The organism is Flavobacterium ammonificans (genome assembly GCF_020886115.1).
GTDB lineage: Bacteria > Bacteroidota > Bacteroidia > Flavobacteriales > Flavobacteriaceae > Flavobacterium > Flavobacterium ammonificans.
Genome location: NZ_AP025185.1, coordinates 290651 through 304304, shown reverse-complemented (window position 1 = coordinate 304304; position 13654 = coordinate 290651). Strand labels below are relative to the sequence as shown.

The window sequence follows — 13654 nt, the reverse complement described above, 5'->3', positions numbered from 1 at the left end:
TCTAGATAATGAGGGGACTAATCGTCCCCTCTTTTTATACAACTATGACGTTCAAAGAAAAAGTAAATACGCTAGTAGAAGAATGCCTTGTAGATAAGCCAAGTCTTTTTTTAATTGACTTGACTATTACAGATGCTTTCAAAATCATTGTCAATATAGATGGAGACAATGGGGTGGCGTTGCAAGATTGTATCGATGTAAGTCGAGCGATTGAAGGTAATTTAGATAGAGAAGAGCAGGATTATTCATTAGAAGTAGCCTCTGTAGGTGTTGGTTCGCCATTAAAATTGGTGAGACAATATAAAAAAAATGTTGGTAGAACACTGATAGTGAAGACATCAACTGAAAATATTGAAGCAGAATTGGTAGAAGCTAATGATGAATTTGTAATTTTGTCTTGGCTAGCAAGAGAACCAAAGAAAGTGGGTAAAGGAAAAGAAACTGTTCAAAAGAGATTAGAACTTCCTTACTCGGATATTAAAGAAGCAATTGTTACAGTAACATTTTAAATAAAGATTTAGCATGGAAAATTTAGCATTAATCGATTCATTTTCAGAGTTTAAAGATGATAAACTTATTGATCGTGTAACGCTTATGGCAATTTTAGAAGATGTATTTAGAAATGCATTAAAGAAAAAATACGGTTCAGATGATAATTTTGATATCATTATCAATCCTGATAAAGGAGATATGGAAATTTGGAGACGACGAGTTATCGTTGCAGATGAAGATTTAGATTTTGAAAACGAAGAGATCACACTTACAGAAGCTAGAAAGATTGAAGCCGATTTTGAAATTGGCGAAGAGGTTTCAGAAGAAGTAAAATTAATTGATTTAGGAAGAAGAGCGATTTTAGCTTTACGCCAAAATTTAATTTCTAAAATCCATGAACACGATAATACTAATTTGTACAAACAATTTAAAGATATTATCGGCGAGATATATACTGCTGAGGTTCATCATGTAAGACCAAGAGTTGTAATTTTGGTTGACGATGAAGGGAATGAAATTGTTTTACCTAAAGAAAAACAAATTCCTTCTGACTTTTTCCGTAAAGGAGACAATGTTCGTGGAATCATTGAAAGCGTTGAATTGAAAGGAAATAAACCTCAAATTATTATGTCTAGAACTTCAGATGTGTTCCTAGAAAAATTATTTGAGCAAGAAATCCCAGAAGTTTTTGACGGTTTGATTATGGTTAAAAATGTAGTTCGAATTCCTGGTGAAAAAGCGAAAGTAGCTGTTGATTCTTATGATGATAGAATTGATCCTGTTGGAGCTTGTGTGGGTATGAAAGGATCACGTATTCACGGAATTGTTCGTGAATTAGGGAATGAAAATATTGATGTAATTAATTACACAAGCAATATTCAATTGTATATTACTCGTGCTTTAAGTCCTGCAAAAGTTTCGTCTATTAAAATTAATGAAGAAACGAAGAGAGCAGAAGTATTCTTGAAGTTAGAAGAAGTTTCAAAAGCAATTGGTAGAGGAGGGCATAATATTAAGTTAGCTGGGTTATTAACTGGATACGAATTAGATGTAATTCGTGAAGGAGATGTAGCTGGTGGCGAAGAAGACGATATCGAATTAACTGAATTCTCTGATGAAATTGAAGAATGGATTATAGACGAATTTGCTAAAATAGGTTTGGATACTGCAAGAAGTATTTTAAAACAAGATATAGAAGACTTAGTAAGAAGAACCGATTTAGAAGAAGAAACTATTCTAGAAGTAGTAAGAATATTAAAAGAAGAATTTGAAAATTAATCAAGTTCTCAAAATATCTCAGTCCCAATTGTAGGAAGTTATTAATGGGATTAAGAAACACAATAAAAAGATAATAATAAAAAGGTTTTATGTCTGAAGAGAGAGTAATAAGAATAAACAAGGTTTTAAGGGAATTAAATATTTCGTTAGAAAGAGCAGTAGATTATCTTAAGGATAAAGGAATTGCCATTGATGCAAATCCAAATGCTAAAATTTCTGAACGTGAGTTTGGTATCTTACAAAGTCAATTTGCGGGCGATAAGGGGAATAAAGAAGCTTCTAAAGAAGTAGGTGAAGAAAAAAGAAAAGAAAAAGAAGCTTTACGTATTCAACGTGAGCAAGAAGTAGAAGAAAAACGCAAACAAGAAGAGGAGCGTCAAGAAGTTATTAAAGCGAAAGCGGTAGTAACGGGTCCTATTCAAGTTGGTAAAATTGATCTTAATCCTAAGAAACCTGAAACCATTCCAACTCCTATTGAAGAAAAAGTACAAGTTTCTCCAGTAGCTGTTGCACAAGAAAAAACTACTTCAGACAAAAAAGAGGCAAAGCCAGTTGTGGTTAATGCACCGAAGGAAGCCAAAAAATCTACAGCAGAAGTTGCTTCAGACGATGCTCCTGTAGACGAGACGATTACAACTCAGTACCAAAAATTATCAGGTGCTACATTAACAGGTCAGACTATTGACTTATCTCAGTTCAATAAGCCTAAAAAGAAAAAAGAAGATCCTAAAATTACTCCAAATAAACCAGGTGCTCCAGGAGCAGCAGGTGCAGGAGCTAATGCGGCTAAAAATAAGAGAAAACGAATTGTTGCTAAGCCATCAACTCCAGGTGAGCCAGGTGCTCCTAATCCAAATAAAATTACGCCTAATTCAGGTGGTGGTTTTAATGCAAACAGAGGTTCTAAGCCTGGTTTTGTTAAAGGAAATAGACCTGCTATTGTTGCTAAAGTAGAACCTACTGAAGAAGAGGTTAAAAACCAAATCCGTGAAACTTTAGAAAAACTTCAAGGAAAAGGAGGAAAATCTAAAGCAGCAAAATATAGAAGAGATAAAAGAGATACGCACCGTCAGAAATCTGATGAAGAGCAAAGAGCTATCGACGAAGGAAGTAAAACAATTAAAGTTACTGAATTTGTTACAGTTGGTGAGATTGCGATTATGATGGATGTGCCTATTACAAAAGTAATTGGTACATGTATGTCACTTGGAATAATGGTAACTATGAATCAACGTTTAGATGCTGAGACATTAACCATTGTAGCTGATGAATTTGGATATGAAGTAGAATTCATAACTGTTGATATTGAGGAAGCAATTCAAGTTGTTGAAGATAAAGAAGAAGACTTGATGTATAGAGCGCCAATCGTTACGGTTATGGGGCATGTCGATCACGGTAAAACATCTTTATTGGATTACATTCGTAAAGAAAATGTTATCGCAGGAGAGTCCGGTGGAATTACTCAGCATATTGGAGCTTATGGAGTTACTTTAGACAGTGGTCAAAAAATCGCCTTTTTAGATACACCAGGTCACGAAGCCTTTACGGCAATGCGTGCTCGTGGTGCTCAAGTTACAGATATTGCTATTATCGTAATTGCTGCCGATGATGATATTATGCCACAAACTAAAGAGGCGATTAGTCACGCTCAAGCTGCTGGTGTTCCAATTATTTTTGCAATCAATAAAGTAGATAAGCCAAATGCTAATCCGGATAAGATTAAAGAAAGATTAGCGGGTATGAACTTACTAGTTGAAGATTGGGGTGGAAAAATCCAATCACATGATATATCAGCAAAAACTGGTTTGGGAGTTAAAGAATTGCTTGAAAAAGTATTATTAGAAGCTGAAATTTTAGATTTAAAATCTAATCCAAATAAAGCAGCTCAAGGAACCGTAGTTGAAGCATTCTTGGATAAAGGTAAAGGATACGTTTCTACATTATTAGTGCAGCACGGAACTTTAAAAATCGGAGATTATATGTTGGCTGGAAAGCATCATGGTAAAATTAAAGCTATGCATGATGAAAGAGGAAATGTTGTATTACAAGCAGGTCCGTCAACACCGGTTTCAGTTTTAGGTTTAGATGGTGCAGCAACTGCTGGAGATAAGTTCAATATTTTTGAAGATGAAAAAGAAGCAAAACAAATTGCATCTAAACGTTCTCAATTGATGCGTGAGCAATCAGTTAGAACACAGCGACATATTACTCTAGATGAGATTGGACGTAGAATTGCATTAGGTCAGTTTAAAGAATTAAATGTAATTCTTAAAGGAGACGTTGATGGATCTGTTGAGGCATTATCGGATTCGTTCTCTAAATTATCTACTGAAGAAGTTCAAATTAATATCATACATAAAGGAGTAGGGGCAATTACAGAAACTGATGTAATGTTAGCTTCTGCATCTGATGCAATTATTATTGGATTTAATGTTCGTCCAGCTGGTAACGCAAGACAACTTGCCGATAAAGAAGAAATTGATATCCGTTATTACTCTATTATCTATGCTGCTATTGATGACTTGAAAGATGCAATGGAAGGAATGTTAGCGCCAGAAATGAAAGAAGAAGTTCTTGGTACTGCAGAAATCAGAGAAATTTTCAAAATTTCTAAAGTAGGATCTATTGCTGGATGTATGGTTATGGATGGTAAGATTACCAGAAATGCTAAAGTTCGAATAGTAAGAGAAGGAGTTGTTGTTTTTGATGGTGAATTAGTAGCTCTTAAGCGTTTTAAAGATGACGTAAAAGAAGTAGCTAAAGGATATGACTGTGGTATTCAAATTAAAGGATACAATGACATTGAAGAAAGAGATGTTATTGAAGCGTATCATGAAGTAGCAATCAAAAAGAAATTGAAATAAAATTCTATAGCTATAAAAAAACCCCGATTTATCGGGGTTTTTTGTTTTTAATTTTTATTTGCCAGGCTTTATTAGCAAAACATTTTTATACTTCTTCTTGATTTCAATTAAATTTCTTTCAGCTTCAATTCTAGTTTTAAAACTGCCTACCCAAACTCTATAGTTGGGTGTTTTAAAAATTATGGTTGCGTCCATATTTTTAAATTCTTGTTTAAATTGAATTATTGTTTTTTTTGCCTTTTCATTTTCTCCGTTAAATATTTGAATTTTATATCTTTCATTTAATGATATGGATGGGTTGACTTTTCTTTTTTCATTCATTAATTGCTCCAAGAATAGACTTGTATTAATGTTAAATTTAGCATTTTGAGAAAGGCAAAAAGTACTTGTAAAAAAAGTAATTACAATAGTAAGAGTAGTGATTTTATTTTCTAAAATTCTCATAATCTGATAGTTTTATACAAATGTAATATTTCAAATGGAAATGGAAATCAATAAAATTATTTAGAATCAATATAAATTAAAAATATACCTATTCTAGGGTTTTGAGAATAGTTCTTAAGTCGTATTTTTGTGCAAGTTTAAAAAGAATGTATGTATTTTTTGAATTTTTTTCAATGAAAAATACAGCACAAATTTTAGTAGATAATCTTTATACCATATGAAAAAGGTGAATAACCATAATTCGGTCTTTAAGAAATTTTATTTCTGTTTAGCCTTGTTGCTAATTACTTCTTCAAATTCATTCGCTCAAGACGCGGCGTCACCTGCTGCTACGATGGGTGGAGATCCTGTTGCAGGTAAGGAACTTTTTAATGCTAATTGCGCTGCTTGTCATAAATTAGATGCAAAAGCAACGGGACCTGCATTGCGTGGCGTTGCTGATAAGTATGATATGTCATGGATATACAAGTGGGTTAAAAATAGTTCTGAATTAATCAAATCTGGAGACCCTCAAGCGGTTAAGATATTTGAAGAATATAATAAGTCTGTAATGACTGCTTTTCCTCAATTATCTGAAAGCGACATTGATAATATTATAGCGTATACTTCAACTCCAAAAGAGGAAGCTCCTGCAGCTGCTGCTGGTACTCCTGCTGTTGATGGATCTGCTCCTGCTGCTAATGAAAGTGGGGTTACTAATAATTTAATTTTAGGAGCATTAGTTTTAGTGTTATTGGTTTTAGTTGTTATGTTGTACTTGGTGAACAATGTGCTTCGAAAAGTAGCTAAATCAAATAACATAGAAATAGCTCCAAAAGAAATAAAAGCTGGTATGCCAATTTGGAAAGCTTTTGTTAAAAATCAATTCTTAGTTTTTGTATCTGTAGTATTTTTATTGTTATCAGGTGCTTATTTGGTTTATGGTTTCTTAATGCAGGTAGGTGTTGATCAAGATTATGCGCCAATTCAGCCAATTCATTATTCTCACAGAATTCATGCTGGTGATAATGAAATTGATTGTAAATATTGTCACTCTGCTGCTAGGGTAAGTAAGAATGGAGGAATTCCTTCTTTGAATGTATGTATGAATTGTCACAAAAATATATCTGAAGTGGCTGAATCTACTGCAACTCCTGAATACAGCAAAGCATTTTATGACGAGCAAATCCAAAAATTATATACAGCTGTAGGTTGGGATCAAGCTACGCAGACTTATACAGGAAAAACACAACCTGTTAAATGGGTTCGTATTCATAATTTACCTGACTTTGTTTACTTTAATCACTCTCAACACGTAACTGTAGCAGGCATCGAATGTCAGACTTGTCACGGTCCGGTTGAAGAGTATGAGATTCAAAAACAATTTGCTCCATTAACAATGGGATGGTGTATTGATTGCCATAGAAAAACTGACGTTAAAATGGAAGGAAATGAATATTATACTAAAATTCACGAACAGCTTTCTAAAAAATATGGTGTAGAAAAGTTAACTGCTGCACAAATGGGAGGTTTAGAATGTGGTAAGTGTCACTATTAATTAATTTATTAAGTTTTTAATATTTATATATGTCATCAAACAAAAAATACTGGAAAAGTGTTGAGGAACTAGACGGAAATAGTTCTATTGTTGAGGCGCTTAAAAATAACGAATTTGTTGAAGAAATTCCTACTGATGAATTTTTAGGGAATAGTGATTCTTTATCTGCTTCTACAACACGTCGTGACTTTTTAAAGTACGTTGGATTTAGTACAGCTGCAGCAACTCTTGCTGCCTGTGAGGGTCCTGTTCATAAATCAATACCTTATGTGTTACAACCGGAACAAATTATTCCTGGTGTAGCAGATTATTATGCAACAACTGTTTTTGATGGTTTCGATTTTGCTAATTTATTAGTAAAAACTCGTGAAGGTCGTCCAATTAAAGTTGATAACAATTCAATTAGCGGTGCTAAGTTTGCTGCAAATGCTAGGATTCATGCTTCTATATTGTCTATGTATGACAGTATGCGATTGAAAGAGCCTAAAATTGCAGGAGCTAATGCAAGTTGGTCTGATGTAAATTCTAAAATTGCATCTAGTATTGTTGAGGCTAAAACAAAAGGAGGTCAAGTAGTTTTATTGACTAATACTTTAGCTAGTCCATCAACTGAAAAATTGATCGCTGAGTTTGTTGCTAAAAATCCAAATGCTAAACATGTTGTTTATGATGCAGTTTCGTCATCTGAAGCATTAGATGCTTTTGAAACAGTTTATGGAGAAAGAGCTTTAGTTGATTATGATTTTTCAAAAGCTTCTTTAATTGTATCTGTTGGTGCTGACTTCTTAGGAGATTGGCAAGGTGGTGGTTATAATGGAGGATATGCTCAAGGAAGAATTCCTAAGAATGGTAAAATGTCACGTCATTTCCAATTGGAAGCGAATATGACTTTATCTGGTGCTGCTGCTGATAAGCGTTTGCCTATGTCAACAGCTAATCAAAAACAAGCATTAGTTCATATATATAATATTGTAACAGGTTCTTCTGTTGCGGTAAGTTTAGATGATCAATTCAAATCAGAAGTTACAAAGGCAGCACAACAATTAAAAGCTGCTGGTTCAAAAGGGGTATTAGTATCTGGAATTCAAGATAAGAATGCTCAATTATTAGTTTTAGCTATCAATCAAAAATTGGCTAGTGAAGCTTTTACTACTTCTGGAACGAGACAAATAAGAAAAGGATCTAACGAAAAAGTAGCTCAATTGATTAACGATATGAAAGCAGGAAGTGTTCATACGTTAATTATGAGTGGTGTTAATCCAGTTTATACATTGGCAGACAGTGCTTCTTTTGTAGAAGGACTTAAAAAAGTAACTACTTCAGTTGCTTTCTCTTTGAAAGAAGATGAAACGGCTTCGGTAACTACTATAGCTGCACCAGTGCCTCATTATTTAGAATCTTGGAATGATTTAATTTTGACTAAAGGTACTTATAGCCTTACTCAACCTACAATTCGTCCACTATTCAATACAAAACAATTTCAAGATGTTTTATTGTCTTTGAATGGTAATGCAGGAACTTATTATGATTACATCAAAGGAACTGCTACTTCAATAATTGCGGGTTCTACTTGGAATAAAGTATTACATGATGGTGTATATGTTGGAGCTGTTCCAACTTCAACTGCAGGTTCTGCTGACTATACTGCTGCAGCCTCAGCTTTATCAAAATCAAAAGCTGCTGAAGCATTAGAATTAGTTTTATATACTAAAACTGGTTTAGGTGATGGTCAACAAGCTAACAATCCATGGTTGCAAGAATTCCCAGATCCAATTACAAGAGTATCTTGGGATAACTATGTTACTGTTTCTAATGCTGATGCTAAGAAATTAGGTTTAACCAATGAAATTGTTGCTAATGGTGGTTTGAATGGTAGTTATGCTACTATTACAACTGCTGATGGGGATAAGTTAGAGAAAGTTCCAGTAATCGTTCAACCAGGTCAAGCTGTTGGAACAATTGGTTTGGCTCTAGGTTATGGTCGTAAAGCAGCATTAAAAGAAGAAATGGCTGTAGGTTTAAATGCTTACGCTTTATATAAAGGATTTAATAATGTACAATCTGTATCATTAGTTAAAGTAGATGGAGAACACGAATTTGCTTGTGTTCAAGGTCAAAAAACTTTGATGGGTAGAGGTGATATCATTAAAGAAACTACTTTAGAAATTTTCAACACTAAAGATGCCAAAGAATGGAATAAAGTTCCTATGGTTTCTTTAGATCACAAAGAGGTTGAAGCTACTAAAGTTGATTTGTGGGATTCATTTGATCGTTCAATCGGACATCACTTTAATCTTTCAATCGATTTGAACGCTTGTACTGGTTGTGGAGCTTGTGTTATTGCTTGTCATGCAGAGAATAATGTTCCTGTAGTTGGTAAGTCAGAAGTAAGAAGAAGTCGCGATATGCACTGGTTGCGTATAGATAGATACTATTCTTCTGAAAGTACTTTTGAAGGCGATAACGAAAGAAAAGAAAATATTGCAGGTTTGTCAAGTTCATTGTCCACATTTAACGAAATGGAAAAAGCAGGGGATAATCCTCAAGTAGCTTTCCAACCAGTTATGTGTCAGCATTGTAACCACGCGCCTTGCGAAACTGTCTGTCCTGTTGCTGCAACATCGCACAGCCGTCAAGGTCAAAACAATATGGCTTACAACAGATGTGTTGGTACTCGTTACTGTGCTAACAACTGCCCATATAAAGTGCGTCGTTTCAACTGGTTCTTATACAGTCAAAATGATGAGTTTGATTATCATATGAATGATGATTTAGGACGTATGGTAGTTAATCCAGATGTAAATGTTCGTTCTCGTGGTGTAATGGAAAAATGTTCTATGTGTATTCAAATGACACAAGCAACAATTCTAAAAGCTAAAAGAGAAGGAAGAGCAATTAAAGACGGTGAGTTCCAAACAGCATGTTCAAGTGCGTGTTCTTCAGGAGCTATGGTTTTTGGTGATATTAATGATACTGAATCTAAAGTGGCTAAGTTAGTTGCAGATGATAGAATGTATCATTTATTAGAGCATGTTGGTACGAAACCTAATGTGATTTATCACGTAAAAGTTAGAAATACTTAGTTATTAAAAATATTTATTAAGAAACAAGATAAAGGATTATGTCGTCTCACTACGAATCAAGCATTAGAAAACCTTTAGTTATAGGTGATAAATCATATCACGATGTAACGGTAGATGTTGCAGCTCCTGTTGAAGGTAAGGCAAATAAACATTGGTGGATTGTGTTTTCAATCGCATTAACAGCCTTCCTTTGGGGACTAGGTTGTATTGTATACACTGTATCTACAGGAATTGGAACATGGGGATTAAATAAAACCGTTGGATGGGCTTGGGATATTACCAACTTCGTTTGGTGGGTAGGTATTGGTCACGCTGGTACATTAATCTCTGCGGTACTTTTACTTTTCCGTCAGAGATGGAGAATGGCAATTAACCGTTCAGCTGAGGCAATGACCATTTTCTCTGTAATTCAAGCGGGTTTATTTCCAATTATTCACATGGGTCGTCCTTGGTTGGCTTACTGGGTATTGCCTATTCCAAATCAATTTGGATCTTTATGGGTTAACTTTAATTCACCATTATTATGGGACGTATTTGCGATTTCTACCTATCTTTCAGTTTCATTAGTTTTCTGGTGGACTGGTTTGTTGCCTGACTTTGCGATGTTAAGAGATAGAGCAATTACACCTTTCAACAAAAGAGTATATTCTATATTAAGTTTTGGATGGAGTGGTCGTGCGAAAGATTGGCAACGTTTTGAAGAAGTATCTTTAGTTCTTGCAGGTTTAGCAACTCCTCTTGTACTTTCTGTTCACACTATTGTATCGATGGACTTTGCTACTTCTGTAATACCAGGATGGCATACTACTATTTTCCCTCCTTATTTCGTTGCAGGTGCTGTATTCTCTGGATTTGCAATGGTAAATACCTTGCTTATCATTATGAGAAAGGTATCTAATTTAGAAGCTTATATTACTATTCAACATATTGAGTTAATGAACATTGTAATCATGATTACAGGTTCTATTGTAGGTGTTGCCTATATTACAGAGCTATTTGTAGCTTGGTATTCAGGTGTAGAATACGAACAATATGCATTTTTGAATAGAGCTACTGGACCTTATTGGTGGGCTTACTGGTCTATGATGACTTGTAATGTTTTCTCTCCACAATTCATGTGGTTTAAAAAATTAAGAACTAGTATTATGTTCTCATTTATCATCTCAATTGTCGTTAATATTGGTATGTGGTTTGAACGTTTCGTTATTATTGTTACGTCACTTCACAGAGATTATCTTCCATCTTCATGGACAATGTTCTCACCAACTTTCGTAGACATTGGTATTTTCATTGGAACAATAGGTTTCTTCTTTGTATTGTTTTTATTGTATGCTAGAACTTTCCCTGTGATTGCACAAGCAGAAGTAAAAACAATATTAAAAGCAACTGGAGATAATTACATTAAAGAAAGAGCAAATAAAGAATCACACCATGAGTAATAAAGTAATATACGCTATATATAATGATGATGATGTTTTAATGGACGCTGTAAAGAAAACACGTGCAGCTCATCATCACATTGAAGAAGTTTTTAGTCCATTTCCTGTTCATGGTTTGGATAAAGCAATGGGTCTAGCCCCTACACGTTTAGCAATTTGTGCTTTCTTGTACGGTTTATGCGGAATTTCATTTGGTACTTGGATGATGAATTATGTTATGATTCAAGACTGGCCACAAGATATTGGAGGTAAGCCAAGTTTTAGTTACATTGAAAACATGCCTGCTTTTGTTCCAATTATGTTTGAAGAAACTGTATTTTTTGCCGCTCACTTAATGGTTATTACTTTTTACATGAGAAGTAAATTATGGCCATTTAAAGAAGCAGAGAATCCAGATGTAAGAACTACAGATGACCATTTTTTAATGGAAGTTGCAGTTAATAATAATGAAGCAGAGTTAGTTTCATTCTTTGAAAATACTGGAGCTGTTGAAGTAAAAGTTATAGAAAAGCATTAATTAAAGTTATGAAAAGTATATTTAAAATAACGTTATTATTAGGTTTTGCCACAGTAATGGTATCGTGCCATGATAAAACTGCTCCTAATTATCAGTATTTTCCAAACATGTACGAAGCTGTTGGATATGAGACGTATTCTGAATCTGACGCTTTTAAAGATGGTAAAGAAGGTCAACTTCCTGCTACTGGTTCTTTAAAAAGAGGTTTTGATGTGTATGAATATGAAAATTCTACTGAAGGCTACGAATTAGCTAAAGCGAATTTAAAATCACCTTTAGATTCTATCCAAAAAGATATTGTTAAAGGGCAAGAGCTATATGAAATTTATTGTATCAGTTGTCATGGGGCATCTGGAAATGGCAAAGGGAAGTTAGTAGAGAGAGAAAAATTCTTAGGCGTACCTAGTTATGCAGATAGACCAATTACTGAAGGAAGTATTTTTCATGTAATTACTTATGGACTTAATTCTATGGGTTCTCATGCCAATCAATTGGATGCAAAAGAGCGTTGGTTAGTTGCTGACTATGTTCTTAAACTTAAAAGCGAATTATAATTGTTGAACAAACTGATCGTAAAAGATATGTATACATTTTCAAGTAAATTAAAAACTTTTTCTCTAATACTTATGGCTGTTGGTCTTTTAGGTATTGGGTATGGTTTTTATACTGCTCCTAAAGATATTAAAGAAGTTGAGAAACTTTTAGCTGCAGATAGTCATGGTAGTCATGATGTTGCTAAACATGAGGCAACTGATTCTCATCCTGCTAAGGCTGAAAGTCATGAATCAAATTCTCATGCTGCACCTGCTGCACACGAAGATAAAAGTCATGCTGCGGAAGCTCATGTGGTTGATGCTCATGCTGAACATGAAGCTCATTTGACTCATGTACTGCACCAATTACAAAATAAGCCTTGGGCTGCTTTATATGTTGCTTGTATATTTTTTATGTTAATTGCTTTGGGCGCTTTAGCTTTTTATGCAATACAACAAGTTGCTCAAGCAGGCTGGTCACCAGTATTGTTCAGAGTGATGCAAGGGATAACATCATACTTACCAGTTGGTTCGGTTTTATTTTTCATTTTATTGATATTATCAGGTCTACATTTTAATCATCTATTTGTATGGTTAGGTGAAGGTGTAACGGATCCTAATAGCAGTGCTTATGATCATATTATTGCTGGTAAAGCAGGGTATTTAAATTTTCCTTTTTGGATTGCTAGAGCTGCAATATTTTTATTAGGTTGGAGCCTTTATCAATACTATTCAAGAAAAAATTGTTTAGCACAAGATGAAGCTAATGATAACTTGTATTACAAAAAGAATTTTAAAATGTCAGCTGCATTTTTAGTATTCTTTATTGTATCTGAGTCAATTATGTCTTGGGATTGGATCATGTCTATTGACCCACATTGGTTTAGTACACTTTTTGGATGGTATGTTTTTGCAAGCTTCTTTGTAAGTGGTATTACAACAATTGCCATGGTTACACTATACCTTAAATCTAAAGGATATCTTGAACACGTTAACACAAGTCATATTCATGATTTAGCTAAGTTTATGTTTGGGATTAGTGTATTCTGGACGTACTTATGGTTTTCTCAGTTCATGTTAATTTGGTATGCTGATATTCCTGAAGAGGTTACTTACTATGTAACACGTATCCAATTGTATAATTTACCATTCTTTGGAGCAGTAGCTATGAACTTCTTGTTTCCACTATTAATTTTAATTAATACTGATTTCAAGAGAATTACTTGGGTATTGGTTATGGCAGGAGTTGTAATATTATTGGGTCATTATGTTGATTTCTTTAACATGATTATGCCTGGTACAGTTGGTGACCAATGGTTTATTGGTGTTCCTGAAATTGCATCTATTCTTTTCTTTTTAGGTTTATTTATTTATGTTGTCTTTACTGCATTGACTAAAGCACCTTTATTAGCTAAAAGAAATCCATTTATAGAAGAGAGTAAACATTTTCATTATTAATAATATTTA

At 34.1% G+C, this 13654-nt stretch carries 10 protein-coding genes; 9 read left to right on the top strand and 1 reads right to left on the bottom strand.

Annotation, left to right across the window (positions count from 1 at the left end):
• Positions 1-44 precede the first annotated feature (44 nt).
• The 3 genes from rimP (at position 45) to infB (ending at position 4634) form a co-directional block, all read left to right on the top strand.
• Positions 45-509: a ribosome assembly cofactor RimP gene (gene rimP, locus LPC20_RS01320; RefSeq protein ID WP_229325736.1), complete on the top strand. Its 465-nt coding sequence runs from the start codon at positions 45-47 to the stop codon at positions 507-509.
• 13 nt (positions 510-522) lie between these two features.
• Positions 523-1770 (top strand): transcription termination factor NusA, encoded by a 1248-nt coding sequence (gene nusA, locus LPC20_RS01315; protein ID WP_229325734.1) that lies wholly within the window; start codon positions 523-525, stop codon positions 1768-1770.
• A gap of 89 nt (positions 1771-1859) precedes the next feature.
• Positions 1860-4634, top strand: a complete 2775-nt coding sequence (gene infB / locus LPC20_RS01310; protein WP_229325732.1) for a translation initiation factor IF-2 — start codon at positions 1860-1862, stop codon at positions 4632-4634.
• 54 nt (positions 4635-4688) lie between these two features.
• Here infB and LPC20_RS01305 read toward each other — a convergent pair whose 3' ends face one another.
• Entirely contained in the window at positions 4689-5078 is a 390-nt protein-coding gene (locus LPC20_RS01305; protein ID WP_229325730.1) for an SPOR domain-containing protein, read from the bottom strand.
• Between the two features lie 217 nt (positions 5079-5295).
• Here LPC20_RS01305 and LPC20_RS01300 point away from each other — a divergent pair, with 217 nt between their 5' ends.
• From LPC20_RS01300 to LPC20_RS01275, 6 genes are read left to right on the top strand one after another with little or no spacing between them, the layout of a single operon-like run.
• The gene (locus LPC20_RS01300) at positions 5296-6615 is read left to right on the top strand and encodes a c-type cytochrome (protein WP_229325728.1); all 1320 of its coding nucleotides are present in this window, start codon (positions 5296-5298) and stop codon (positions 6613-6615) included.
• 29 nt (positions 6616-6644) lie between these two features.
• Positions 6645-9698: a TAT-variant-translocated molybdopterin oxidoreductase gene (locus tag LPC20_RS01295; protein WP_229325726.1), complete on the top strand. Its 3054-nt coding sequence runs from the start codon at positions 6645-6647 to the stop codon at positions 9696-9698.
• Between the two features lie 38 nt (positions 9699-9736).
• Complete coding sequence (nrfD, locus tag LPC20_RS01290; protein ID WP_229325724.1) at positions 9737-11137, top strand: NrfD/PsrC family molybdoenzyme membrane anchor subunit; 1401 nt, start codon at positions 9737-9739, stop codon at positions 11135-11137.
• Positions 11130-11654, top strand: coding sequence for a DUF3341 domain-containing protein (locus LPC20_RS01285; RefSeq protein WP_229325722.1), 525 nt, complete (start codon positions 11130-11132; stop codon positions 11652-11654). The genes nrfD and LPC20_RS01285 overlap by 8 nt, the downstream gene beginning before the upstream one ends.
• 8 nt (positions 11655-11662) lie before the next feature.
• Positions 11663-12208, top strand: coding sequence for a c-type cytochrome (locus tag LPC20_RS01280; protein ID WP_229325720.1), 546 nt, complete (start codon positions 11663-11665; stop codon positions 12206-12208).
• Between the two features lie 27 nt (positions 12209-12235).
• Entirely contained in the window at positions 12236-13645 is a 1410-nt protein-coding gene (locus LPC20_RS01275) for a quinol:cytochrome C oxidoreductase (RefSeq protein WP_229325718.1), read from the top strand.
• Positions 13646-13654: the final 9 nt, after the last annotated feature.